We start from the raw sequence: 25,945 nt of genomic DNA on the forward strand, positions 1-25,945 counted from the left end.
GGCATGAGCAAGCAGAGGGTGGGGGTTTATCCCGGCACATTCGACCCGATCACTCTGGGTCATATGGACATCATCCGGCGCGGCGCGAAGCTGGTCGACAAGCTGGTGATCGGCGTCACGACCAACATCTCCAAATCGCCCATGTTCTCCGACGAGGAGCGGCTGGACATGGTGCGCCGCGAATGCGCCGGGATCGACACGGAAATCGTCGTCACCGGCTTCAACTCGCTGCTGATGGACTTTGCCGAATCGCAGGGGGCCAGCGTCATCATCAGGGGTTTGCGGGCCGTCGCGGACTTCGAATATGAATATCAGATGGCGGGGATGAACCAGCAGATCAACGGCCGGGTCGAGACGGTTTTCCTGATGGCGGACGTTTCGCTCCAGCCGATCGCCTCGCGTCTGGTCAAGGAAATCGCGCTTTACGGCGGGCCGATCCATAAATTCGTCAGCCCGGCGGTGCGCGACGATGTGGTGGAACGGGTGGCGAAGCTCGGCCTTAAGGGCCAGTAAAGCTTCGACTCAGCCTTCGTTCAGTTGCCAATCGCCAAGAGCACGCTATCAGGGGCACATTCGTCCCTGGGCAAATATGAGGAAAGCTTCGTTCATGCGGTTCACGTCGGCGCTTAAGACCGTGGCGATCGGTTTCGCTCTCTATGCATCGAGCGGCGCGGCTCTGGCTCAGGGCGGGCGCAATGCGGAAGAAGCGAAAAAGGAAGAGGCTGCCGTCCGCGCGGAGCAGACCGCGAAGCAGCTCGGTCTCGATCCCGCCTCCAAGCTGCCGCCCGCGACGGTGCCGGCCGACCCCCAGAATATCTGGGATCTCGACCTGTCGAGCGGCGGTCGCGTGCGCATCCAGTTGCGCCCCGACATCGCGCCCACCCATGTCGAGCGGATCAAGGAACTGACGCGGCAGGGCTTCTATAACGGCCTCAAATTCCACCGCGTCATCCCCGGCTTCATGGCGCAGGGCGGCGATCCCAAGGGCGACGGCACTGGCGGATCGACGCTTCCCGACCTGAAGGCGGAGTTCAACCCGATGCCGCATCTGCGCGGCACCGTCTCCATGGCCCGCGCCCAGAGCGATGACAGTGCGAACAGCCAGTTCTTCATCGTCTTCCTGCCGCGCATGCAGCTCGACAAGAAATATACCGTCTTCGGCCGGGTGATCGACGGCATGCAATATGTCGACGCGATCCACCAGGGCGAACCGCCCGCCGATCCGACGCTTATCCTGCAGGCATCGATCGAAAGTGACGGCAAGCCGCCGGTAACGGTGACTCAATTGCTGCCCCCTGTGGCGCCTCCGCCCGCCATCATTGCTCCTAAGCAGGCTAAACCAGTGAAGAAGCCGGTTGCGACCAAGAAGAAGTAACAAGGCGGCGTCTCATCATTCACCCGTCATGCTGAACTTGTTTCAGCATCCATCGTGCCTCACCACTCTCCGCTCGATCCGGCGAAATGGATGCTGAAACAAGTTCAGCATGACGATTTGTACTGAGGACGGCGCCCCATGCGCGTAGACCTGTTCGATTTCGACCTCCCGCCCGAAAGCATCGCGCTGCGGCCCGCGTCCCCCCGCGATTCGGCTCGGCTGCTGCTGGTGTCCGGCGACGTGCCGTTCGAGGACCGGATCGTCCGCGACCTGCCCGGCCTGCTGCGCTCTGGCGACGTGCTGGTGTTCAACGACACCAGGGTCATCCCCGCCCAGCTCGAAGGCCTGCGCGGCGAGGCGAGGATCGGCGCGACCCTCCACAAGCGCCTCGGCCTGCGCCAATGGCAGGCCTTTCTCCGCAACGCCAAGCGGGTGCGCGACGGCGACCGGATCGATTTCGGCGCGGGCGTCACCGCCATCGCCGGGCCGCGCGACGAGGATGGCGGCGTCACGCTGAGCTTCGAAGGCGAGGAGCCGGTGGAAGTCCTGCTGGAGCGCGCCGGGCGGATGCCGCTGCCCCCCTATATCGCCAACAAGCGCCCCACGGACGAGCGCGACCGCAGCGACTATCAGACCATGTTTGCGCGGGAGGACGGTGCGGTGGCCGCGCCCACGGCGGCGCTGCATTTCACGCCTGAGCTGACGGCGGCGCTGGCGGCGGCGGGCGTGGGGACAGAGACGCTGACGCTGCACGTCGGCGCGGGGACTTTCCTGCCCGTCAAGGCGGAGGACACCGACGATCACCGCATGCACGCCGAATGGGGACGGATCGACCAGGCGACGGCGGACCGGTTGAATGCCGTGCGGCAAGCGGGCGGGCGGCTGATCGCGGTGGGCACCACCAGCCTGCGGTTGCTGGAAAGCGCGGCGGGAGAGGATGGGATTATCCGTCCCTTTGCCGACGAAACGCGGATTTTCATCACGCCGGGCTATCGTTTCCGGGCGGTGGATGGGCTGATGACCAATTTCCATCTGCCCAAATCGACCCTGTTCATGCTGGTCAGCGCGCTGATGGGGCGTGAGCGGATGCAGGCTGTCTATGCCGACGCGATTGCGCGGGGGTATCGCTTCTACAGCTATGGGGATAGTTCGCTGCTGCTGCCTTGAGTGGCTGATTTGGGTGGTTAGCGAACGGTCTGCTTGCGTCGTTTCCTAGAATGCACCGTGCTCCTGCGAAGGCGGGAGCCCAGTTGAGACGGTGCGATGATTTACAGAGGGCAGGATTGAGCTCTCACGAGCCGCTTGTCTCGATCGAGTGCCCTCGCGGGAGCACGTATCGCTTAACATCCGCAGTGGCCAAACTTCCCCCTACACCCCCAACGCCGCCTCCAACGCCTTCAGCACCGGCACCCCGCGCAACCCCGCCGCCCGCGCGCCGTAAAGAAACCCCACGCGCCGCCGCTCGCCAAAATCCTTGAGCGCCACCCGCGCCATGCCGGGCCAGCGATAGCTGTCCGGCATGACCGTGATGCCCAGTCCCGCCGCGACCATCTGCATCACCCGCTCGTCATTGGTCGATCGGAAGGCGAAATGGGGCCGCACGCCGCGGTCGACGAAATAGCGGCTGGTGGCCGACAGAGCCTCGCAATGCCGACGGACGATCATGGTTTCGGCGCCAAGCTCCTCCGCCGTGACCATCTCCCGCCCGGCCAGCCGGTGCCTGTCCGACAGGGCGATGCCATAGCCTTCCTCTATGATCGGCTGCGTGGTGAAGCGGTCCGTGCCCGGCCGGATCAGCGTGAGCGCCACGTCGATCCGCTCCGCATCCAGCCGTCCCAGCAATTCGCGTTCGCTGCCGGGGATGAACTCGATCCGGCCCTGTTCGGCAGGGGCGCAGCTTGCCACCGCGCAGGCCATAGCTTCTCCCGCTATGCTGAGCAGTACGCCGACGCGCAGCACGGGCGCCTGCTCGGCCTTCTCCCCCGCCAGTTCGGCCAGGTTGAACTCGCGCTCGATCCGCCGGGCATGCGTCAGCAACCGCGCCCCGGCCTCGGTCAGTTCTACGCGCTGGTTGCTGCGCAGGAAAAGCGGCGCGCCCACGGCCTGTTCCAGCTTGGCGATGCCGACCGACAGCGTCGGTTGCGACACCAGGCAATGGGCGGCGGCGCGGGAAAAATTGCCATGGTCCACGACCGCGAGGAAATAGCGCAGGAGATAGCGTTCGATCATAGATAGAAACTATACACTTTCCCGCGCCGTTTCAATTTTTCTTGCACGGCGTTGGGCGATAGGATGCGCAGCAAGGAGAGCCTGCCATGACCGATTTCGATTTTGCCCTTGGCGAAAATGCGGAGATGATCCGCGAGACGACCGCGCGCTTTGCCAGCGACCGCATCGCCCCGCTCGCGGCGGAGATCGACGCCAAGGACTGGTTCCCGCGTGAGCTGTGGCCTGAAATGGGCGCGCTCGGCCTGCATGGCGTCACCGTCGATGAGGCGGATGGCGGCCTTGGCCTCGGTTATCTGGAGCATGTGGTCGCGCAGGAAGAGGTGGCGCGGGCTTCCGCCTCCATAGGCCTCAGCTATGGCGCGCACTCCAATCTATGCGTCAACCAGATCCGCCGCTGGGCCACGCCGGAGCAGAAGGCGCGCTATCTGCCCAAGCTGATCTCCGGCGAGCATGTCGGATCGCTCGCCATGTCGGAAGCGGGGGCAGGGTCGGACGTCGTCTCGATGAAGCTGCGCGCCGAGAAGCGCGGCGACCGCTATGTCCTCAACGGCACCAAATTCTGGATCACCAACGCCCCTCAAGCCGACACGCTGGTCGTCTACGCCAAGACCGGCGAAGGGTCGCGTGGCATCACCGCCTTCCTGATCGAGAAGGATTTCAAGGGCTTCTCCATCGGGCAGAAGATCGACAAGGTCGGCATGCGCGGATCGCCCACCGCCGAACTGGTCTTCGACGATTGCGAAGTGCCGGAGGAAAACATCATGGGCCCGCTCAACGGCGGCGTCGGCGTGCTGATGTCGGGCCTCGACTATGAGCGCGCCGTGTTGTCCGGCATCCAGCTCGGCATCATGCAGGCCTGTCTCGACGTGGTGCTGCCCTATGTGCGGGAGCGCAAGCAGTTCGGCCAGCCCATCGGCGCCTTCCAGCTCATGCAGGCCAAGGTCGCGGACATGTATGTCGCGCTCAATTCGGCGCGGGCCTATGTCTATGCCGTGGCGCAGGCCTGCGACCGGGGCAGGACGACCCGCTTCGACGCGGCAGGCGCGATCCTGCTGGCGAGTGAAAATGCGATGAAGGTCTCGTTGGAGGCGGTCCAGGCGCTGGGCGGCGCGGGCTATACGAAGGACTGGCCGGTCGAGCGCTACATGCGCGACGCCAAGCTGCTCGACATCGGGGCTGGGACCAATGAAATCCGCCGCATGCTGATCGGCCGCGAACTGATCGGCGTGTGAATGTGATCCTATCATCGCCCAAGCCCGTTACGTGTTCCTGCGAAGGCAGGAACCCAGTTCAGACGACGGGACTAGGCTCTTGCCTTCGCAGGAACATGCCGCGCTCTCATGTCCGCCCCACGAACAGAAAACCCACCGCCGCCATGATGCAGAGGAAAGCGGCGAGATGGCGCCAGTGCAGCGGCTCGCCCAGCACCGTCACCATGAATCCGCCGAAGATCAGCAGCGCGATGGCTTCCTGCGCGATCTTGAGCTGGCCAGCGCTCCAGCCGCTGACGAAGCCGATGCGGTTGGCGGGCACGGCGAAGCAATATTCGACGAAGGCGATGCCCCAACTGATCAGAATGACGGCGAAAAGGGGTTTATTCATCCCGCCCTTCAGGTGCCAATACCAGGCGGTGGTCATGAACAGGTTGGATATGGTGAGGAGCAGGATGGTCGGCATGGATAGCCTGGGATATGCAACCGCAGGGCAGGGGAGCGCAAGAGCATGAGTGCGCCTATTTTCGACACGAAGCTCTCGGCGGAGAGTGATGCCTTCCGCGCCAACGCCGCGCATAACCGGGCGCTGCGCGACGAATTGCACGCGAAGGTCGCGCAGGCGGCGCTCGGCGGCAGCGAGGCGGCGCGGGCCAAGCATGTGGCGCGGGGCAAGCTGCTTCCCCGCGACCGGGTGGAGCGGCTGCTCGATCCGGGCAGCCCGTTTCTGGAGGTGGGCCAGCTCACCGCCAACGACATGTATCATGGCGAGGTGCCCGGCGCGGGCATGATCGCGGGCATCGGCCGCGTGTCGGGGCGGCAGGTGATGATCGTCTGCAACGACGCCACGGTGAAGGGCGGCACCTATTATCCGCTGACTGTGAAGAAGCATCTCCGCGCCCAGGAGATCGCGATGGAGAACCGGCTCCCTTGCGTCTATCTGGTCGACAGCGGCGGCGCGAACCTGCCCAACCAGGCGGAGGTTTTTCCGGATCGCGAGCATTTCGGCCGCATCTTCTACAATCAGGCGCAAATGTCGGCGCGGGGCATCCCGCAGATCGCCTGCGTCATGGGAAGCTGCACCGCGGGCGGCGCCTATGTGCCCGCCATGTCGGACGAGACGGTGATCGTGCGCAACCAGGGCACGATCTTCCTCGCCGGCCCGCCGCTGGTGCAGGCCGCGACGGGCGAGGTCATTTCCGCCGAAGACCTGGGCGGCGCGGAAGTGCATGGTCGCCGCTCCGGCGTGGTCGATCATGTCGCGGAAAATGACGAGCATGCGCTGACCATCGTGCGGGACATCGTCTCGACGCTGCAACCGGCGGCGGAGATCGACCTCAACCTGCGCGAGCCCAAGGCGCCGAAATATGACCCGGCGGAACTGTACGGCATCATCCCCCAGGATGTCCGCGCCCCCTATGACGTGCGCGAAGTGATCGCCCGCATCGTCGACGGCAGCGAATTTCACGAGTTCAAATCGCTCTACGGCACCACGCTCGTCTGCGGTTTCGCCCATATCTGGGGCATGCCGGTCGCGATCCTCGCGAACAACGGCGTGTTGTTCAGCGCGAGCGCGCAGAAGGGCGCGCATTTCATCGAATTGGCCTGTCAGCGTCGCATTCCGCTGCTGTTCCTCCAGAATATCTCCGGCTTCATGGTCGGCGGCAAATATGAGGCGGAGGGGATCGCCAAACATGGCGCCAAGCTGGTGACGGCGGTGGCGACGGCCAGCGTGCCCAAGATCACCGTGCTGATCGGCGGCAGCTTCGGCGCGGGCAATTACGGCATGTGCGGGCGGGCTTATGGGCCGCGTTTCCTCTTCACCTGGCCCAACAGCCGCATCTCCGTGATGGGCGGCGAGCAGGCGGCGAGCGTGCTGGCGACCGTCCACCGCGACGCCGCGAAATGGACGCCCGACGAGGCGGAAGCCTTCAAGGCCCCGATCCGCCAGAAATATGAGGATGAGGGCAACCCCTATCACGCCACCGCGCGTCTGTGGGACGACGGCGTGATCGACCCCGCCCAGACCCGCGACGTGCTGGGCATCGCCTTCGCCGCCACGCTCAACGCCCCGGTCGAGGAGGCGCCCCGCTTCGGGGTGTTCCGCATGTGAGGGGAGGGACAATGGCACACCCCGTCCCCACCCGTCACGCTGAACCTGTTTGGCTTGCGCCGACCTACGGTTCAGCATCCATCGGGCCTAAGGCGCGGAGTCATGAGCGTCAGGCGCTCATTAGCCGCAGCGCGTCCAATCTACATCGGGGCCCAGAGGAGAAATGGATGCTGAAACAAGTTCAGCATGACGCGTTGGGAGGGCACAGTGCTTAAATCCCTGCTCATAGCCAATCGCGGCGAGATCGCCTGCCGCATCATCCGCACCGCCCGGCGTCTCGGCATCCGCACCGTTGCGGTTTATTCCGACGCCGATGCGAAAGCGCTCCACGTCCGCGAAGCCGATGAAGCCGTGCATATCGGCCCATCCCCGGCGCGCGAATCCTATCTGATCGGTGATCGCATCATTGCCGCCGCCCAGGCGACCGGGGCCGAAGCGATCCACCCCGGCTACGGCTTCCTCTCGGAAAACGCCGCCTTCGCGCAGGCCGTCATCGACGCGGGCCTCATCTGGGTTGGCCCCAATCCCTCCAGCATCACCGCCATGGGCCTGAAGGACGCCGCCAAGACGCTGATGGCCGACGCGGGCGTGCCCGTCACCCCCGGCTATCTGGGCGAGGACCAGAGCGCAGAGCGCCTGCAAGCCGAAGCCGACGCCATCGGCTATCCCGTGCTCATCAAGGCGGTCGCAGGCGGCGGCGGCAAGGGCATGCGGCGCGTCGAAGTGGCGGCGGATTTTGCCGACGCGCTGCTTTCCTGCCAGCGGGAGGCGGCGTCCTCCTTCGGCAACGACCAGGTGCTGATCGAAAAATATATCCTCTCGCCCCGCCATATCGAAGTGCAGGTGTTCGGGGACAGCCACGGCCAGGTCGTGCACCTGTTCGAACGCGACTGCTCGCTCCAGCGCCGCCATCAGAAGGTGATCGAGGAAGCCCCCGCACCCGGCATGGACGCGGCCACCCGCGAAGCCATTTGCGGCGCTGCGGTCCGGGCGGCGCAGGCGGTGGATTATGTCGGCGCGGGCACGATCGAGTTCATTGCCGACGCCAGCGAAGGCCTGCGCGCCGACCGCATCTGGTTCATGGAGATGAACACGCGCCTTCAGGTCGAGCATCCAGTGACGGAAGAGATCACCGGCGTCGATCTGGTCGAATGGCAACTCCGCGTGGCGAGCGGCGAACCGCTGCCGAAAAAGCAGGAGGAGCTGTCGATCAACGGCCACGCCATCGAGGCGCGGCTTTATGCCGAAGACCCCACCAAAGGCTTCCTGCCCAGCCCCGGCAAGATCGACCGGCTGCTGTTCGACAACCGAGCCCGCGTGGAAACGGGCGTGGAGGAGGGCGATACCGTCAGTTCCTTCTACGACCCGATGATCGCCAAGGTCATCTGCCATGGCGAGGATCGGGAGGAAGCGCGGGGCGACCTGATCCGCTGGCTCGACAGCAGTTTTGTCGGGCCGCTGCACACCAACAAGCCGTTTTTGCACGCTTGCCTTTCCATGGCCGATTTTGCCGAGGGTCGTCTCGACACCGGCCTGATCGAGCGGCAGGGAGAGGCGCTGACAACGATCGATGGCCCCTCAGGCAGAGTCCTTGCGGCGGCGGGCGAGCGATTCCGCAGGGACTGGCTCGCCCGGAGCGATTGGGACGATCGGTCCTTTCGCGACGGCTTGTTCGGCTTCCGCCTCAACGGACAGTCGAAGACCAAGGTCGACCTGTTCGTGGACAGCCGCCATGTCGTAGCGGAAGCGCAATCGGATGATCCGCGCACCGGTCTCTGCTCCGACATGGAGCGCGACGGCACGATCATCGTCACCGAAGCCGGGCAAAGCTGGTTCTTCAGCCAGACCCCGCCCGTCAAGGCAGGCGGCCTGGCCGCGTCCGACGGCGCGATCCTCTCCCCCATGCCGGGCCGCATCATCGCCGTCGCCGTGGCGCAGGGCGACAAGGTCGCCAAGGGCCAGAAGCTGGTCACGCTGGAGGCGATGAAGATGGAGCATAGCCTGACAGCGCCCTTCGACGGCATAGTGGCGGAACTGGACGCGTCCGAAGGTGGCCAGGTCAGCGAAGGCGCGCTGCTGGTGCTGGTTGAGCGGGAGGAAGGGTGATGGCGGGCCGCTATTATGACGAATGGCAGATTGGCGACCGGATAACCCATGACATCCGTCGCACGGTGACGGAAACCGACAATCTCCTCTTCTCGACCATGACCCACAATCCCCAGCCGCTGCATCTGGACGCCGAAGCCGCGAAAGCATCGGAGTTCGGCCAGATTCTCGTCAACGGCACCTTCACCTTCGCGCTGATGGTGGGGCTGTCGGTGGGCGACACGACCCTGGGCACGCTGGTCGCCAATCTGGGCTATGACAAGCTCGTCATGCCCAAGCCCGTCTTCATCGGTGACACGATGCGGGCGGACAGCGAAGTGACGGACCTCAAGGAAAGCCGCTCGCGCCCCGAAGGAGGGATCGTGACATTCACGCATCGGCTCTATAACCAGCGGGACGAAATCGTCTGCCAATGCCTGCGCATGGCACTGCTGAAGAAGAGGCCCGCATGAAGCTCCGTTCGCTGCTTTTCGTTCCCGCCGACCGTCCCGAACGCTTCGCCAAGGCGGCAGCCAGCGGCGCCGACGCCATCATCCTGGATCTGGAGGATTCGGTCGCGCCGGAGCGCAAGGCCTATGGGCGGGAAGCGATTGCGGAATGGCTGGCCTCGCCCCGCGACTGCGTGGCCTTTGTTCGGGTGAACCCGCTGGACGGCGATCACACCCGCGCCGACCTGGCCGCCGTGCTGCCCGCTTCGCCGGACGGGATCATGCTGCCCAAGGCGGAAGGCGCGGCCAGCATCCAGGCGCTGATCGCCTTGGCCGACGGCGCCAATGTGCCACCGATCCTGCCCATCGCGACCGAAACGCCCACCGCCATCTTCGAGCTGGGCACGTTCCGGCAGGTGCGCGACAGGCTGGCGGGCCTGACCTGGGGGGCGGAGGATCTGCCCGCCTCGGTCGGCGCCTCGACCTCCCGCGAGGAGGATGGCCGCTACACCGCGCCGTTCGAAATGGCGCGCAGCCTGACGCTGTTCGCCGCCCATGCCGTGGGCGTCCCGGCGATTGACACGGTCTTCCCCCGGATCGAGGCGATGGACGATCTCAAGGCTTATATCGGGCGAGCGCGGCGCGACGGCTTCACCGGCATGATGGCGATCCATCCGGTCCAGGTCGCCGCTATCAACGAAGGCTTTACCCCGACCGAAGCGGAAATCGCCCGGGCGAGGGCGGTGATCGACGCCTTCGCCGCCAATCCCGGCGCCGGGGTGTTGAAACTGGATGGCAAGATGATCGACCGGCCCCATCTCATCCAGGCGCAACGGGTATTGGCCGCGGCCGAATGAAAAGGCCCGGCCTGGGGCCGGACCTTTTCATTCATTCTGCCGTTCATCGGCCGGTCCGCCGATGTCCGGATGGTCCGGAGCGCGCCTCCCTTTCGATGGCGCGCTCCCGGTCAGGGCTGTCCCGACCCTAAGGGATCATCGATAACGCCCTTTTTCGTAGGTCGAACTGCTGGTGTCGTAGCGATCATTATCGTCTTCGCGCGACCCGAACAGCGCCTGCTGTTCGCGCTCGGCCCGCCAGGCGGCCTGCGCCTGCTCGGCGGTCTTCTCCAGCGTGACCTTCTGCGCGTCGACCGACTGGATCCAGGAGGAGGGGATGGAATGATGCACGCCGCCGGCATCCTGGTCGTTCTTGCTCAGGATGATGCGGTCGCCGCGCAGCTTGTCCACCGTGCCGACATGCTCGCCGTCGCTGCCGACGACTTCCATATGCTCGCGAACCTGCTGGACAGCCTGGCGTTGTTCCCCCCGGCGGGTACGCCAACTGCCGAACTCATTGTTGAACCGCTGGCGATGTTCATTCTGATATTCCGCATAGTCGCGGTCCAGCTCGTTGATCCGCTGCTGGCGCCAGGCATAATAATTGGCGTCGTGATGCTCGCCATAATCATGGTTCGCACCAAAGGCGCGCACCCGGTAGCCATGATCCTCGCTGCCAAAGCCGCTGCGTTCGCCGGTATAGGGCGCATAGCCGCGATTGGGCAGGTAGCGGCTGGAATTGGAGGCAGAGGCATAGCCGATCCGGCTGCTCTGGTCGCGCGGGTCGCCATAGGGGCGATTATAATAATCGTCATATTCGCGGCGCCGCTCTGCCTCTTCGTCCCCGAACCAGCTCCGTATCTCGTCACCGGCGCGGTCGAAGAAGCCGCGTTCGTCGGGATCATAATCCTCCGGCGGGCGCCTGGACCCTGACCCGCCATATCCCGAACCCGGTCCCCCAAACTGGCCGCGCGTGCCATAGCGATAGCTGCGATCGTCCCGCCACTCGCGCCGCGCGCCGTAACGGTCGGAATCGCGGTCCCAATCCGTCCAGTTCCGATCGCCGTCACCATAGCGACGTCCACCTTGGTAACCCATTGTCCGTCTCCTTGTCTGCTTTTCCACGGCGTTCGATCACGATCGCCGTTAGGGCACCAATGAGCATGCGGCCGCATCGTTCCGCCCGTTACGCGGGGGTAATGTCCCGCCTTTGCCCCGACAGATCGGGCCTGTCGCGCCGCCGTCCACGCCGATCGGCAAGGCGCTGCATTTTTGCGCAAAAAGACCGTTGCATGGGCGCAATCGCTCGCTTATAGGCAGCGCTCCTTTGGGGCCGTAGCTCAGCTGGGAGAGCGCGTCGTTCGCAATGACGAGGTCAGGGGTTCGATCCCCCTCGGCTCCACCATTTCCCTTTGAATTGATGGATTATCCCCATTTGGGGATGGACCTCATTTCTGTCGCGGATTTTTCGGTTTCCGTGCGCTGGCTCATTATTGCCCGCTGCAGCGTCTACATTCAGCGCGTCGACCAAAAGGGCGCAGGTGTCAGAACTCCTCTTCCAGCGCAGGTGGAACCTCATAGCCCCATTCGGAATATTTGCGGGCGACCACCGCCGCCATGAGCGCGAGTTCGGGCGAACGATCGCCTAGCCGGTGGCTCATGATGATCGGTGATGTGGCCGGCTCCGCCAGTTCGCGAAAGGCGACGTCGTGGCTGCGCGCGCGTTGCACCGATTCGGGGACGATCGCTATGCCCTCCTCGGCCGCGACGAGGCCGATGGCGATTTGCAGCTCCCTCGCTTCGTGGACGATGCGCGGTTCGATGGCATGGTCGCGGAACAGCGAAATGACCTGATCGGCATAGCTGGGGCGGGGCGCGCGCGGATAGATGATCTGCGGCTCATCGGCCAGGTCGCGCAGCGAAACCGGCCCTTCTCCGTCGGCCAGGGGATGTCCCAGCGGAAAGGCGGCAACCAGTTTTTCGTCACGCAGGATGATGCGCCGCACGGACGGGTCCTCCAGGCGGATGCGGCCAAAGCCGACATCGATGCGCCCCTCCCTCAGCGCGGCGATCTGTTCCAGCGTCGTGCTTTCGACCAGGACCAGCTCGACATTTTCGGCCGCCTTGCGAAATTCGCGGATCAATTCCGGCAGGCGCGCATAAATGGTCGAAGCGACGAAGCCGATCACCAATTGCCGCCGCTGGCTGGTGGCGGCCGTCTTCACCATCGTTTCCACATCCTCCATCCGCGACAGAAGCTGCAACGCCTGCGCGTGGAGGAGCCTGCCCACATCGGTCAGCCGCAGCGGCCGGCTTGCGCGGTCGAGCAATGGCGCGCCGACTTGCGCTTCGAGTTGCTGGATGGCGCGTGACAAGGGGGGCTGCGCGATGTGCAGGCGCTCTGCCGCGCGATTGAAATTTCCCTCTTCAGCGACGGCCACGAAATAGCGCAGAAGGCGGAAGTCCATCATGTATATACCTCCCCGGTATGGCGTTATGACCTTATTGATCTTTGAACGCCGCTCGCACCCAGCTTAATATCGCAGCGAAACCTAGACTTTTAGGAGAGTCGCCGCAATGGCCGCATTGAGCCGCGCAGATACCTTCATCGTCGATGTGCCGACGATCCGCCCGCATGTGCTGGCGATGGCGACGATGCACGCCCAGTCGATGGTGATCGTCCGCCTGACCGACGCCGACGGTGTGGAGGGCATTGGCGAAGGCACGACCATCGGCGGCCTCAGCTATGGCGAGGAAAGCCCGGAAAGCATCAAATCCGCGATCGACACCTATATCATTCCCGTTCTGGAAAGCTGCGATCTGGCGCAGGTCGGCGCGGCGATGGCGAAGGTCGCCCGCTGCGTGCGCGGCAATCATTTCGCCAAATGCGCAGTGGAAACGGCGCTGCTCGACATGGCCGGAAAGCGGCTGAACATTCCGGTTTCCGAACTGATCGGCGGCGGTCGCGTGCGCGACGATCTGCCGGTCGCCTGGACGCTCGCCAGCGGCGACACCGCGCGGGACATTGCGGAGGGCGAGGAGATGCTCGATCGCCGCCGCCACCGCATCTTCAAGCTGAAGATCGGCAAGCGCGAGGTGCGCGACGACGTCGCCCATGTGGGCGCCATATGCAAGGCGCTGGGCGACCGGGCGAGCGTGCGCGTCGACGTCAATCAGAACTGGTCGGAAAGCCAGGCCAGGATCGGCATGGCGATGCTGCATGATGTCGGCTGCGACCTGGTGGAACAGCCCATCGCGGGCGATGTGGTGGCGGCCATGGCGCGGCTGTCCAAGGGCCAAGCCATTCCGCTGATGGCGGACGAGGCGCTGAACGGCCCGCGCAGCGCGCTGCGCATCGCCTCCGCCAATGCCGCCGGGGTCTTCGCGCTGAAGATCGCGCAGTCGGGCGGCCTTTTCGCCACGGCGCAGGTCGCCGCGATCGGCAGCGCGGCGGGCATCGGCCTTTATGGCGGCACGATGCTGGAGGGCGGCGTCGGCACCGTCGCCTCGGCCCATGTCTTCGCGACGCTGCCGGAACTGGCATGGGGCACGGAATTGTTCGGCCCGCTGCTCCAGACGGAGGATATTTTGAGCGAACCGCTCGCTTATGGCGACTTTTCGCTCGCCGTACCGACCGGGCCGGGGCTGGGCATCGCCTTCGACGAGGACAAGCTCGCCTTCTTCCGGCGGGATCGCGCCGCGCCGCTCTTCCACCCCGTCGCCGCAGGAGCCTGAAGCCAATGCTTTTCATGGTCGAAATGGACGTCAACATCCCGCTGGACTTCGACCCGCAGGAAGCGGCGCGGATCAAGGCGGCGGAAAAGGACTATTTCCAGACGCTTCAGGCGGCGGGCGCCTGGCGGCACATCTGGCGCAAGGTGGGGCTTTATTCGAACGTCTCCATCTTCGACGTGGAGAGCAATGCGGCGCTGCACGACATGCTGATCGCGCTGCCGCTCTATCCCTTCATGACCATGAAGGTGACGCCGCTGTGCCGCCATCCTTCATCCATCCACGACGACGATCGCTGATCGCCGGACCCCAATCAGGAGAGAATGCCATGGACGTCAGCTTCGTGAAGACCCCGGAAATCCAGCAATTGCTGGACCGCGCGGCAGGCGTGCGGGAAAGCGGCGGTGATCCGCGACTGAAGGCGATCATGCGCGATCTCACGGAAAGCGTGATGGAATTGATCGTGAAGCACGACATCAGCGAGAGCGAATTCTGGCTGGCCATGAAATATCTGGCCGACAGTTCGTCCGAGATCGGCCTGATCGTGCCGGGAACCGGCCTCGAACATTTCCTGGATCTTTATATGGATGCCAAGGATGCCGAAGCGGGGCTCAGCGGCGGCACGCCGCGCACCATCGAAGGTCCGCTCTATGTCGCGGGCGCGCCGCTGGTGGAGGGCGACGTCAATCTGAGCGTCGACGCCGATGAGGGCACGCAGACGCTCCATATGAGCGGCGCCGTCACCGGTCCGGATGGCGAGCCGGTACAGGACGCGATCGTCCATGTCTGGCACGCCAACAGCAAGGGCTGGTATTCGCATTTCGACCCGACCGGCGAGCAGACGCCGTTCAACAACCGCCGCCGCATCAAGCTGGGCCAGGATGGCCGCTACGCCTTCCATTCAAAGCAGCCGAGCGGTTATTCGGTGCCGCCGCAGGGCGCGACCGACCAGTTGATGCGGGCCTTGGGCCGTCATGGCAACCGTCCGGCCCATGTCCATTTCTTCATCGAGGCGCCCGGCTACCGCACGCTGACGACGCAGATCAACTTTGGCGACGATCCCTTCGCGGCCGACGATTTCGCTTTCGGCACCCGCCAGGGCCTGCTGCCCGTGCCCAGCCGTCAGGGCGACAGCGCCACGATCGCCTTCGACTTCCAGCTTCAGCGCGCTGCAAGCGAGGGTGACGAGGGCTTTTCCTCCCGCATCCGGGCCGAGGCGAAGGCCGAACCGCAGGTCGAGGTCGCCTGACCTTCAGGACCATGGGAGACAGGATCATGCATGAACATCTGATGCAGCGTGTCGCGACCGCCGTGGTCGACGACGCCGAAAGCGGCCTGTTCCGCTGCCGCCGCGATGTCTTCACCGATCCCCAATTGTTCGATCTGGAGATGAAATATATCTTCGAGAGCAACTGGGTCTATCTCGCGCATGAAAGCCAGGTCGAGAAGAAGAACGACTATTTCACGACCTGGATCGGCCATACGCCGGTCATCCTGACCCGCGCCAAGGACGGCGGCCTCAACGGCGTGGTGAATGCCTGCGCCCATCGCGGCGCCAAGCTGTGCCGCCGCAAGCGGGGCAACCAGCCGCTGTTCGTCTGCCCCTTCCACGGCTGGAGCTTCAAGACGGACGGCAAGCTGCTGCGCGCCAAGGACGCCAGCAGCGGCGCCTATCCCGACAGTTTCGATCATGAAGGGTCGCATGATCTGACCAGAGTTCGGGTCGAAAGCTATCGCGGTTTCATCTTCGGCTCGCTCAATCATGACGTCCTGCCGCTGGAAGATCATCTGGGCGAGGCGAAGATCATCATAGACCAGATGGTCGATCAGGCGCCCGAAGGACTGGAGGTGCTGACTGGAAATTCCACCTACACTTTCCACGGCAACTGGAAGATGCAGATGGAGAATGGCTGCGACGGCTATCATGTCAGCTCCGTCCACGAAAATTACCAATCGACCATGGGCCGCCGCGCCGAGGGCGGGACCAGGGCGGTCGACGCCAATGGCTGGTCGAAGGCGCCCGCCAGCGGCGTCTATGGCTTCGAACATGGGCATATCCTGCTCTGGACCCAGGTGCTGAACCCGGAAGTCCGCCCAGTCTGGAGCCATAGGGACCAGCTTGTGGAGCGGCTGGGCGAGGACAAGGCCCGCTTCATCCTGGAGCAGACCCGCAATCTGGCGCTCTATCCGAACATGTTCCTGATGGACCAGTTCTCGACCCAGATCCGCGTGGTGCGGCCGATCGACGTCCATACCACCGAAGTGACGATCTATTGCTATGCCCCCAAGGGCGAGAGCGCGCAGGACCGCGCCCATCGCATCCGCCAATATGAGGATTTCTTCAACGTCACCGGCATGGGCACGCCCGACGATCTGGAGGAATTCCGCAGTTGCCAGTCGGCCTATGAGGGCGCGGGCGAGCTGTGGAACGACCTCAGCCGGGGCGCCGCCCGCTGGATCGCCGGGCCGGACGCCAATGCGGCGGCGATGGGCATGAACCCGCTGCTGTCGAGCGAACGCAGCGAGGATGAGGGGCTGTTCGTGCGCCAGCATGAATTTTGGGCACGGATCATGCTCGACGGCATGGCCAGGGACGCGGGCGCGGCGCCCATGATGGAGGCGGCGGAATGACACTGGTTCTCGACAAGCAGCGCGCGGCGCTGTCCTACCGGCAGGTCTGCGCTTTCCTCTATCGGGAGGCGCGGCTGCTGGACGATCGCGCATTCGACGAATGGCTGTCATGCTATTCGGAACAATGCGAATATTGGATGCCGGCCTGGACCGACGACGATGCGTTGACAACCGATCCCCACAGTGAAATCTCGCTGATCTATTATAGCAATCGCAAAGGGTTGGAGGATCGCGTCTACCGGCTGAAGACGGAACGATCGTCGGCCAGCACGCCCGAAGCGCGCACATCCCATTTCATCGCCAATGTCGAACTGCTGGAGACTTGCGAGGACAGGATAGACCTGCGCTACAACTGGCACACGATGAGCCATCGCTACCAGCAGACGGCCCAATTCTTCGGAACCAGTTTCGTGACGCTGGATATTGCGGGCGACACGCCGAAGATTCTGAAGAAGAAGATCATCCTCAAGGATGATTATATTCATCAGGTCATCGACATCTATCATCTCTGAAGGAACGAGCGATGATCTTCCAGGGACGTTTCGCCGGCAAGGTCATGGTGGTGACCGGCGCGGCGCAGGGCATAGGGGCGGGCGTCGCCACCCGCGCTGCGGCCGAGGGCGCCAGTCTGGTGCTGGTGGATCGCGCCGACCTCGTGACCGATGTCGAGCAGGCGATCGTGGCGGCGGGCGGCCGAGCCGTTTCGGTGCGATGCGACCTCGAAGCCTATGAGGGCGCCGCGCAGGCCGTGGCGGCGGCGGTTGCGGCGTTCGGGCGCGTCGACATCCTCGTCAACAATGTCGGCGGCGCGATCCGCATGCGGCCCTATGCGCGGTTCGAACCCGCGCAGATCGACGCGGAAATCCGCCGCTCCCTGATGCCGACGCTTTATGGCTGTCACGCGGTCTTGCCCGTGATGCTGGGGCAGGGCGGGGGTACCATCGTCAATGTCTCGTCCAACGCCACGCGGGGCATCCGCCGCGTCCCCTATTCGGCGGCGAAGGGCGGGATCAACGGTCTGACGCAAGCGCTGGCGATGGAATATGCGCAAAGCGGCATCCGCGTCGTCGCCACCGCGCCCGGCGGGACGGAGGCGCCGCCGCGCCGCGTTCCGCGCAATGCGGAGGGTGACGATGAGCAGGAACGGGCCTGGATGGCCGAGGCGGTGGCGCAGGTGACCTCGTCCGCCTTCATGAAGCGCTACGGCACGCTGGACGAGCAGATCGCGCCGATCCTTTTCCTCGCCTCCGACGAGGCCAGCTATGTGACCGGATCGATCCTGCCCGTGGCTGGCGGCGATATGGGCTGAAGGACGGGCCAGATGCGGAAAATCCGCGACAGCCATCGCGCCGCCCATTCCCGCTTGTCGGACCAGTTGACGCTGAGCGCCGGGCCGGACGGCCTGCGCGTCTCCCCAATTCCGGAGGATTGATCATGCCCTTTACCCCGCGTCCCGGCGCGCGCCTTTATTGGAAAGTCGATGGTCGGGACGATGCGCCCGCCCTGGTGCTGCTCAACAGCATCGGCACCGACATGGATTTGTGGGATGGGATGCTGCCCCATCTGCGCGATCATTTTGCCCTGCTGCGGATCGATACGCGTGGTCATGGCGCTTCGGCCGCCGAGCCGGGCGACTATTCGCTGGAGATGCTGGCGCAGGACATATTGTCGGTGGCGGACGCGGCCGGATTCGACCGCTTTTCGGTCGCGGGCGTGTCGCTGGGCGGGATGATCGGGATGGAGCTGGCCTTGCGCGCACCGGGGCGGATCGAGCGGCTGGTGCCGATCTGCACTTCCGCGGCGATGGACGCCGCCTCATGGAGCGACCGCATCGCCACGGTCCGCCGCGAAGGCATGGCCGCCATAGCCGATCTCGCCATGGGGCGGTTCCTGTCCGACGCCGCCGATCCGGCCATCTTCGAAGCGGTGCGCCGTCAGCTTCTGACCATGGATGCGGAGGGCTATGCCGGCTGCGGCGCGGCGATCCGCGACATGGATCTGGCCGGCCGGATCGCGGCCATCGCCTGCCTGACGCTGGTCGTCACCGGCACGCGGGACGCGTCGACTCCCTTTTCGGGCCATGGCGAGCATCTCCTCGCCCGCATAGCCGGCGCCAGGCATGAGTCGCTGGATGCCGCGCATCTTGCCCCGCTCGAAGCGCCGGACGCGCTGGCGCGGGTCATCGCCGCCTTTCTGAAAGGCTGATGAAGGGGGGCGCCGCCTAGGCCTTTCGCTTGAGGCCGAGCAGCCAAGGCTTCACCCCACGCGTCGGATGGGGCGTGCCGTCAAGCCGCTTTGCGCGGATGATCCGGACCGGCTGGACGATCATCTGTCCGCGCATCGGCCCCGAACCGCAGCAGGTCGGCACGGCCAGAATCCGCTTCACCACATCCATGCCCGCGACGACATGGCCAAAGGCGGCATAACCGATATAATCGCCGCGCGCGTCCATATTCGGGGTCGGCCCCACGGTGATGAAGAAATTGCCCATCGCGGAATTGGCGCGGTTGGGCCGCGCCATGGAGAGCGTCGCGTCCAGATGTCTGATCCCCGTCCGCGTCGTTGGCTCGTGCTGGATCGGCGGCAGCGAGCGGCGCGCATCGGTATCGATGCCGCCCTGGATCAGCCCCAGCTTTGGATCATTCTTGCGCCGCGCCGCGCGGTAGAAGGTGACGCCGTCGAAACGGCCGTCATCGACATAGGTCAGGAAATTGGCGGCGGTTATCGGCGCCCGGCGCGTATCGGCCGCGACGATGATGGTGCCAAGCGAGGTTTCGATCGCCACCCGGGCATAGCCCGGCTCCGCGCGGTTGGCGGGCACTGCGAGAGCGGAAGCGGAAACAAGGGCGATCGACAGGGAGATGGCAAGCAGGGCAGCAGGACGCATTGGCAAAAGGGCACGCTCTTTAAGGACTGGCATCAGGCCCCAGGCTAAAGCGCCCGCAAGCATGGTTCAACCGGATAACCGCCGGAGCAAGCGCCCGCAATCGGGAAGCGGCGGCTTGACGACAGGGAGGCGCTCTTCGCCATTCTCTCATGATCGGATGAAATATATGGGCCGTAACGATGCCCTATTCGGCACATGCGCGCATGTGCTGTCCGCTCTTTCGAAAGAACAGTGATCCTGCGTCCGAACGACATGATGCAGCTCGTCGGGAAGGGATTATTTTGCCTGAATTATGCTCTCGCCGGGTCATGGCGACGATGGGGTAAAGGGATTACATCGACCGACGAAAGCCATAGTGTCGTTCGGCCTATTTCATCGGATGGATGGACGACTCACCTGCATGAGCGCATGGTGACGCCGCTCGCCTTTGGAGAAAATTGAAGCGAGGGAGCGCGCCATGCGGCGACGCATCCACCAGATTCGATCTTTGCGGAAAGCTCGGTCGAGCGGCTGAGCCGTCCGCCGGTCGGTGGCATTTTTGCATCTTGCACAAGGCTTTGCCCCAAGGGCGAAGTCGATGCCTATTTGCGTAAGCAGGCCATGTTTCCGCTCGCTGCAAGAGTTCTCGGGTCGCATGCTATATCCGGGGAACCTTCAAAATGGCGTCGATCACGATCACAGAAGCCAAGATTCCAGAAAAATCATCTGATTTTCAGAATATTGGTTCGTTCGATATTGCCGATGACAGTATCCTCCGCATCCGCCAACCAGCGGCGGCGACGCGAAAGCTTATAGCCGGCACCGGCTATAGAAATTCTTACAAACTATTGATCGGCAAAGGAATCCGACAATTTGAGAATCACTTCGGTGGCGCCGCAAATCTGGCGCGCCGCCATCGGCACGCAAGCTGACTGTCCGATAATCAGGGGGTTCTCCCCTTAGCCAAGGAGAATGATCATGGCGCTCGATATCCTGGCCCAAGACCTCGTCGTCGACGAAACCACCGGCCTGCAGGACGATGATGTCAACTCGGCCCTTGCGCCGCACAATAATGCGACGGTGCAATATCTGCTGTCGCTCGACAGCGCGGGCGGGTTGAGTTCGCCGCAGGTCGCCTACCAGGCGAATTTCGTGCAGGCCACGGCCAGCGCGGGGGAAAGCATCACCTCGGTCGTTCTGGCCCAAAATGCCTCCGGCACGCCCTTTTCCACCACCGTGGGCGTGAACAGCGGCATTCAAACGGTCGACGGCAACTATGTCTGGCTGTTCCAGGACGCGACCCATGCCAATGTGGTAATCGGCGTGATCGGCACCTCCAACCCGAACGCCATGCCCGCGGCGACCGGGGCGCTCGCTTATTCCTTCGCGCTGATGAGCACCAGCGCCACCACGGCGGACCTGTACACGGTGCAATATGTGCCGTTGCTCCATCCGGTCGCGACCGACCCGGATGACCGCATCGATTTGACCGATCATGTGTTCGCCTCGGTTTCGGGGACGACTACGGTCAGCTTCTCGGGCCAGAATGCCGCGCCCGGCAATCATGAATTCTACGTGATCAATTCGCCCACCGACGCATCCAAGCAGATATTGGTGACGGGCTTCCTGGGGGCGGCCAACGCCCAGGCCAATGTGAGCACGCAGGGATTCGGCGTCAGCAACCAGAGCATCAATCCGACCGAAAGGCTTCAGGTCGATTTCGTGACCGGCGGCACCCTTGCGGCGGGGAGCGCCTCGGAAATCCAATATGCCAATCATATCGAAACGATCACGCGGGCCGGGTTCACGATCAATCAGATCACGCCTTCCAATCCGAATTTGCGGGTGGACATCACGATCAGCGCCTTCAACGTCCAGGGCAATGAGCAAGGCCTGAACTTCTGGGACGGCAGCCCGACCACCGCCGCGCCGATCACGAGCATCAAGCTGACGGGGCAATCGGGATTGACGAACCCCATCACCGCCGACGGCACTTATGATGTCGCGGGGAGCGTGGACATCGTCGTCAGCGGGATAGGCACCAACGCCGTCACCATCAGGGGCCTCGACAATATCACGACGGTCGACATCACCACCAGCAGCCCAATGGATCGGCTGACCATCACCGGGGTCGATTCCAACGAAGGGCTCGACGTCACGGAATTCCATTTCTCGTCGCAAACCCCCAACGCCTATGTCGAGCAGGTCGGCTCTTTCATCAATTTCGACGATGACGGACCGACGCTCTCGATCACGGCGGCCCCGGTTGTCGGCGCCGCCGAGGTGGTGGAGGCGAGCGGAGCCGGCGGCCAGAGCCAGGCGACGATCACGCCGCCCAGCTACACCGCAAGCGCCGCCGACGGCTATAACGCGAACGTGACCTATGCGCTGGCTTTGGCGGGTGCCTCCGCGACCGGACTGGTGACGACCTCCGGCAACCATCCGATCACGCTGGTGGTGGATTCGGCCAGCCAGATTTCGGGCAAATATGACAGCAATGGCGACACCGTGCTCGACGCGACGGCCTTCACGGTCACGCTGTCCGGCACGACGGTGACGCTGACGTCGCAAGTCGCGCTGGAGCATGCGAACGCACCGCAAGGCGCGGGCGAGGACAATACGCTCGACCTCAACGGCCTGATCAACGTGGTGGCGACCGTGACGGTGACGGACGGCGACAATGATGTCGTATCGTCGCAGAGCACGAGCGCGGGGCTGTCGCTGACCTTCGACGACACCGATCCGACGCTCTCGATCACCGCGCCGCCGGTCGTCGGCGCCGCCGAGGTGGTGGAGGCGAGCGGAGCTGGCGGCCAAAGCCAGGCGACGATCACGCCGCCCAGCTACACCGCGAGCGCGGTCGACGGCTATACGCCGAACGTGACCTATGCGCTGGCGCTGGCGGGCGCCTCCGCGACGGGACTGGTGACGACCTCCGGCAATCATCCGATCACGCTGGTGGTGGATTCGGCCAGCCAGATTTCGGGCAAATATGACAGCAATGGCGATACCGTGCTCGACGCCACGGCGTTCACCGTGACTCTGTCGGGCACGACTGTGACTCTGACGTCGCTGGTCGCGCTGGAGCATTCGAACGCGCCGCAAGGCGTGGGCGAGGACAATACGCTCGACCTCAACGGCCTCATCAACGTGGTGGCGACTGTGACGGTGACGGATGGCGACAATGACGTCGTGTCGTCGCAAAGCACGAGCGCGGGCCTGTCGCTGACCTTCGACGACACCGATCCAACGCTCTCGATCACCGCGCCGCCGGTCGTCGGCGCCGCCCAGGTGGTGGAGGCGAGCGGGGCCGGCGGTCAGAGCCAGGTGACGGTCACGCCGCCCAGCTATACCGCAAGCGCGGTCGATGGCTATAATGCGAACGTGACCTACGCGCTGGCGCTGGCGGGAGCGGCCGCGACCGGGCTGCTGACGACCTCCGGCAACCATCCGATCACGCTGGTGGTGGATTCGGCCAACCAGATTTCGGGTCAGTATGACAGCGACGGCGACACCGTGCTCGACGCGACGGCCTTCACGGTCACGCTGTCCGGCACGACCGTGACCTTGACGGCTTTGGTCGCGCTGGAGCATGCGAACGCACCGCAAGGGGCGGGCGAGGACAATACGCTCGACCTCAACGGCCTGATCAATCTGGTCTCGACCGTGACGGTGACGGACGGCGACAATGACGTCGTGTCGTCGCAAAGCGTGACCACGGGCGGCCTGTCGCTGACCTTCAACGACACCGATCCGACGCTTACGGTCGCGTTCGACGCCGATCCTGGAACGCCGGGCAATCAATCGCCCGAGGAACTGGGCAACGCGGTGGGGGCATCGGCCAGCGGCGCTTTCGGCTACGACATGACGGATAAGCGGTCGGCGGCGGAATATGCGGCGGGCGGTAGCGATTTTGTCGATACCAACGCTTCTCTCAATGGAGTGCAGATCGCCCTGACGGGCACGGTCGACAACCCGCAGAACCCCGGCATCACCAATGCGGTCGCGACCCTTACGGCGGAGGACGCCAGCTCTGCGAGCTTCGCCTTCTCCTTCCATTACGACAAGGACCCGATCACGGCTGGCGTGCAGGATGGCACGGCGGGCGGCACGCTTGTCTTCGACAAGGATGCCGACACCTATACGATCACCCTGAACGACGTGATCGACGGGTTCAGCTTCAATGTGCTGCACACCAGCGAGTTGCTGGCCAAGCAGCCCACCGGCAATACCGGCCACCCGCTGATCGTCGCGGAGCAACTGACGCCGAACGCCGATCCCAATCCCTTCTTCGTTCAGTTCACCGCGAACTCGACCACCCAGCAGATCGGGTTCGGGTTCAACTCGACCGGGGATGGAGCGCCCAACGGACCCCCCACCGACACCGCATTCACGCAGGGGGCCCACGACCTGGTCACCAACGTCAATGAGGATTGGGTCAGCGCCACCCAATCGACCAATGGCGTCGCTGGCGATACCATCCAGAAGGGAGAATTGCTGACCCTGCGGTTCTTCCAGGAAAATATCCTGAGCGACGTCAATCCTGGCGCGGCCGGGGGCGGTGATGAGCGGCTCGATCCGACGGCAAAGGCCAGCGGCATCGTCGTCAAGTTCGACGGCGTGGGCAACTCCGAAGACCTTATCGTGATCCTCGACCTCAAGGACGCGAACGGCAATGAAATCACCAGGGCCGTCAACGTCCAGAACTCTGACTTGATCAAGGGCAACGCCAATGTTCCCGCGCCCTATAATGCGGAGTTCACGCTCGACAATAACGATGCCTTGCTGATCATTGAACAGAATGACTATACGGTCGCTGGCGAGACCTATCAGATACAGGGCATCCAGATCATGCAAAGCGCCAATGGGTTGACGGGCAACGCCATCAACCTGATCGGCGCCGTCGGCCCCAATGGCGGCAGCAGCGCCACCAGCGGCCTGACGGCGTGGGACGCCACCGACAATGATGTGCTGAAGATCGTGGACATCGGCTTCGTGCAGCAGACGAGCGGGACGATCGACGCCAATCTCGATTTCGCCTTCAACATAGCGGACGCCGATCTGGACCTGCTCGGCGTGCAGCACATCAATGTGCAGATCAGCGGTGATTTCATCTAGTTACCTGAATCCGAAATTCGCTGCATTGATTTCGTCACCCCGGGCTTGACCCGGGGTCCCGCTTCCTCCTGCGCACTGGCTGAAGAAAAGCGGGATCCCGGGTCAAGCCCGGGATGACGATAATGTAATGAACTTCGATTCCGCCATACTAGGACGGACCGACATTCAGTTCTGACGGGCTGCAAATGGCGTATTTCGGTGCTTCCGGTGCTCACGACCTTGTAGGTCGCTGCGCGCCGGGTCACCGAAATCGACCATTTTACCTTCGGTGGCCTTCGGCTCGCTCCGCCATCTCCTGAATGTCGATCCGTCCTAGGGTAATAATGCCGATGGGCGGAGGGGAGGGGTGGCGCGCCATCTCTCCCCTCCGGCGCATCGGCCCGGAGGCGGCTCATTGGCCCAAGGGGCTTTACCCCTGGCGATTCCAAGGCCTATTGCGGTTGCATGACAGAGAATATTCCCGAAGGTCGCGCCGCAGCGACGGTGGTCGTCCTGCGTCACCGTTCGGACGGCGCGCCCGAAATCCTGATGATGGAACGGGCGCCGAGCATGGCCTTCGCCGCGGGCGCGCTGGTCTTTCCGGGGGGCGCGGTGGATGCCGCAGATCATGCCCTGGCCGCGAAGATAGCGGATGGCCTGCCGCCCGACGAAGCGGCGGCGCGCATCGCCGCGATCCGGGAAACGCTGGAGGAAAGCGGCCTCGCCATCGCCTTCACCCGTCCGCTGGAGCCGGACCGGATCGGCGCGATGCGGCGGGCGCTGGCGGAAGGGGCGGGGCTGGGCGACCTGCTGGACGCCCATGGGCTGGAAGTCGCGCTGGATGCGCTGGTGCCCTTTGCCCGCTGGCAGCCGGCGGGGCTGGAACTGGTGCGGCGCATGTTCGATACCCGCTTCTACCTCGTCCGGGCGCCGGAAGGCCAGGCCGCCAGCGCCGATGAAACCGAAAATGTGCAGCTCTTCTGGAGCAGCGCGGCGGACACGCTGGCGCGATGCGATCGGGGGGAAGGGCAGATCATCTTCCCGACCCGGCGCAATCTGGAACGGCTGGCGCAATTTGACAGCATCGATGATCTGGCGGCGCATGCCCTGTCGATCCCGGTCGAAAAGGTGACGCCCTGGTTCGAGGAGAGAGATGGGGAAACGCATCTCTGCATACCCGCTCATCTCGGCTATCCGGTCACGTCGGAACCCATGGGAACCGTCCGGCGCGTCTGAAGCATGGCGCTGGCGGCTCTTTCATTGAGGTCTAGGGCCAATATCGCCACTCGAACCGGCGGCGTGAAAGGCGTACAGTTTGTGC

23 protein-coding genes and 1 tRNA gene are annotated in these 25,945 nt (G+C 64.2%); 19 read left to right on the top strand and 5 right to left on the bottom strand.

From position 1 onward, the window contains the following. Positions 1–3: 3 nt before the first annotated feature. From coaD to queA, 3 genes are all read left to right on the top strand, one after another. Entirely contained in the window at positions 4–513 is a 510-nt protein-coding gene (gene coaD / locus HUK72_RS01190) for a pantetheine-phosphate adenylyltransferase (protein ID WP_176595161.1), read from the top strand. 94 nt (positions 514–607) lie between these two features. Further along, positions 608–1,375 (top strand): peptidylprolyl isomerase, encoded by a 768-nt coding sequence (locus HUK72_RS01195; RefSeq protein WP_176595162.1) that lies wholly within the window; start codon positions 608–610, stop codon positions 1,373–1,375. 138 nt (positions 1,376–1,513) lie between these two features. Continuing rightward, positions 1,514–2,542 (top strand): tRNA preQ1(34) S-adenosylmethionine ribosyltransferase-isomerase QueA, encoded by a 1,029-nt coding sequence (queA, locus tag HUK72_RS01200; RefSeq protein WP_176595163.1) that lies wholly within the window; start codon positions 1,514–1,516, stop codon positions 2,540–2,542. A 201-nt stretch (positions 2,543–2,743) separates the two neighbouring features. On the opposite strand, the gene HUK72_RS01205 is transcribed toward queA, so the two are convergent. Continuing rightward, positions 2,744–3,604 (bottom strand): LysR family transcriptional regulator, encoded by an 861-nt coding sequence (locus HUK72_RS01205; protein WP_176595164.1) that lies wholly within the window; start codon positions 3,602–3,604, stop codon positions 2,744–2,746. An 86-nt stretch (positions 3,605–3,690) separates the two neighbouring features. Here HUK72_RS01205 and HUK72_RS01210 point away from each other — a divergent pair, with 86 nt between their 5' ends. Continuing rightward, a complete protein-coding gene (locus HUK72_RS01210) occupies positions 3,691–4,836 on the top strand; it encodes an isovaleryl-CoA dehydrogenase (protein WP_176595165.1) in 1,146 nt (381 codons plus the stop codon). 106 nt (positions 4,837–4,942) lie between these two features. Here the strand turns inward: HUK72_RS01210 and HUK72_RS01215 are convergent, their stop codons facing one another. Next, positions 4,943–5,281, bottom strand: coding sequence for a DMT family protein (locus HUK72_RS01215; protein ID WP_176595166.1), 339 nt, complete (start codon positions 5,279–5,281; stop codon positions 4,943–4,945). Positions 5,282–5,326: 45 nt separating this feature from the next. On the opposite strand from HUK72_RS01215, the gene HUK72_RS01220 reads away from it, so the two are divergent. The 4 genes from HUK72_RS01220 (at position 5,327) to HUK72_RS01235 (ending at position 10,319) form a co-directional block, all read left to right on the top strand. Next, a complete protein-coding gene (locus tag HUK72_RS01220; RefSeq protein ID WP_176595167.1) occupies positions 5,327–6,928 on the top strand; it encodes a carboxyl transferase domain-containing protein in 1,602 nt (533 codons plus the stop codon). Positions 6,929–7,135: 207 nt separating this feature from the next. Beyond that, complete coding sequence (locus tag HUK72_RS01225) at positions 7,136–9,034, top strand: acetyl/propionyl/methylcrotonyl-CoA carboxylase subunit alpha (RefSeq protein WP_176595168.1); 1,899 nt, start codon at positions 7,136–7,138, stop codon at positions 9,032–9,034. After that, entirely contained in the window at positions 9,034–9,486 is a 453-nt protein-coding gene (locus tag HUK72_RS01230; protein WP_176595169.1) for a MaoC family dehydratase, read from the top strand. The genes HUK72_RS01225 and HUK72_RS01230 overlap by 1 nt, the downstream gene beginning before the upstream one ends. Further along, positions 9,483–10,319 carry a CoA ester lyase gene (locus HUK72_RS01235; RefSeq protein WP_176595170.1) on the top strand — a complete coding sequence of 279 codons (837 nt, stop codon included), beginning with the start codon at positions 9,483–9,485 and terminating at the stop codon, positions 10,317–10,319. The genes HUK72_RS01230 and HUK72_RS01235 overlap by 4 nt, the downstream gene beginning before the upstream one ends. Before the next feature lie 135 nt (positions 10,320–10,454). On the opposite strand, the gene HUK72_RS01240 is transcribed toward HUK72_RS01235, so the two are convergent. Beyond that, positions 10,455–11,396 (bottom strand): DUF2171 domain-containing protein, encoded by a 942-nt coding sequence (locus HUK72_RS01240; protein WP_176595171.1) that lies wholly within the window; start codon positions 11,394–11,396, stop codon positions 10,455–10,457. A 231-nt stretch (positions 11,397–11,627) separates the two neighbouring features. On the opposite strand from HUK72_RS01240, the gene HUK72_RS01245 reads away from it, so the two are divergent. Further along, positions 11,628–11,703 (top strand) — tRNA-Ala (locus tag HUK72_RS01245). 139 nt (positions 11,704–11,842) lie between these two features. Here the strand turns inward: HUK72_RS01245 and HUK72_RS01250 are convergent. Further along, entirely contained in the window at positions 11,843–12,766 is a 924-nt protein-coding gene (locus tag HUK72_RS01250) for a LysR family transcriptional regulator (RefSeq protein WP_176597687.1), read from the bottom strand. A 109-nt stretch (positions 12,767–12,875) separates the two neighbouring features. Between HUK72_RS01250 and HUK72_RS01255 the strand changes: the two genes are divergently transcribed. From HUK72_RS01255 to pcaD, 7 genes are all read left to right on the top strand, one after another. Then, positions 12,876–14,033, top strand: a complete 1,158-nt coding sequence (locus tag HUK72_RS01255; protein WP_176595172.1) for a muconate/chloromuconate family cycloisomerase — start codon at positions 12,876–12,878, stop codon at positions 14,031–14,033. 5 nt (positions 14,034–14,038) lie between these two features. Then, on the top strand, positions 14,039–14,329 hold the full coding sequence (catC, locus tag HUK72_RS01260; RefSeq protein WP_176595173.1) for a muconolactone Delta-isomerase: 291 nt from the start codon (positions 14,039–14,041) through the stop codon (positions 14,327–14,329). Positions 14,330–14,358: 29 nt separating this feature from the next. Continuing rightward, positions 14,359–15,279: a dioxygenase gene (locus HUK72_RS01265; RefSeq protein WP_176595174.1), complete on the top strand. Its 921-nt coding sequence runs from the start codon at positions 14,359–14,361 to the stop codon at positions 15,277–15,279. Positions 15,280–15,305: 26 nt separating this feature from the next. Beyond that, positions 15,306–16,661: a Rieske 2Fe-2S domain-containing protein gene (locus HUK72_RS01270; protein WP_176595175.1), complete on the top strand. Its 1,356-nt coding sequence runs from the start codon at positions 15,306–15,308 to the stop codon at positions 16,659–16,661. Beyond that, positions 16,658–17,173 carry a benzoate 1,2-dioxygenase small subunit gene (gene benB / locus HUK72_RS01275; protein WP_176595176.1) on the top strand — a complete coding sequence of 172 codons (516 nt, stop codon included), beginning with the start codon at positions 16,658–16,660 and terminating at the stop codon, positions 17,171–17,173. Before HUK72_RS01270 ends, benB begins: the two co-directional genes overlap by 4 nt. Before the next feature lie 11 nt (positions 17,174–17,184). Then, complete coding sequence (gene benD / locus HUK72_RS01280) at positions 17,185–17,970, top strand: benzoate diol dehydrogenase BenD (protein ID WP_176595177.1); 786 nt, start codon at positions 17,185–17,187, stop codon at positions 17,968–17,970. 125 nt (positions 17,971–18,095) lie between these two features. Beyond that, positions 18,096–18,866: a 3-oxoadipate enol-lactonase gene (gene pcaD / locus HUK72_RS01285; protein ID WP_176595178.1), complete on the top strand. Its 771-nt coding sequence runs from the start codon at positions 18,096–18,098 to the stop codon at positions 18,864–18,866. 16 nt (positions 18,867–18,882) lie between these two features. Here pcaD and HUK72_RS01290 read toward each other — a convergent pair whose 3' ends face one another. After that, positions 18,883–19,548: a peptidylprolyl isomerase gene (locus tag HUK72_RS01290; protein ID WP_176595179.1), complete on the bottom strand. Its 666-nt coding sequence runs from the start codon at positions 19,546–19,548 to the stop codon at positions 18,883–18,885. A 659-nt stretch (positions 19,549–20,207) separates the two neighbouring features. Between HUK72_RS01290 and HUK72_RS01295 the strand changes: the two genes are divergently transcribed. From HUK72_RS01295 to HUK72_RS01305, 3 genes are all read left to right on the top strand, one after another. Then, a complete protein-coding gene (locus HUK72_RS01295; protein WP_176595180.1) occupies positions 20,208–20,459 on the top strand; it encodes a hypothetical protein in 252 nt (83 codons plus the stop codon). Positions 20,460–20,505: 46 nt separating this feature from the next. Beyond that, the gene (locus HUK72_RS01300) at positions 20,506–24,645 is read left to right on the top strand and encodes an S-layer family protein (RefSeq protein ID WP_176595181.1); all 4,140 of its coding nucleotides are present in this window, start codon (positions 20,506–20,508) and stop codon (positions 24,643–24,645) included. A 444-nt stretch (positions 24,646–25,089) separates the two neighbouring features. Next, positions 25,090–25,860 (top strand): NUDIX domain-containing protein, encoded by a 771-nt coding sequence (locus tag HUK72_RS01305; protein ID WP_176595182.1) that lies wholly within the window; start codon positions 25,090–25,092, stop codon positions 25,858–25,860. Positions 25,861–25,945 lie beyond the last annotated feature (85 nt).

Origin of the sequence: Sphingobium sp. 15-1, assembly GCF_013375535.1 — a bacterium.
Taxonomy (GTDB): Bacteria; Pseudomonadota; Alphaproteobacteria; order Sphingomonadales; family Sphingomonadaceae; genus Sphingobium; species Sphingobium aromaticivastans.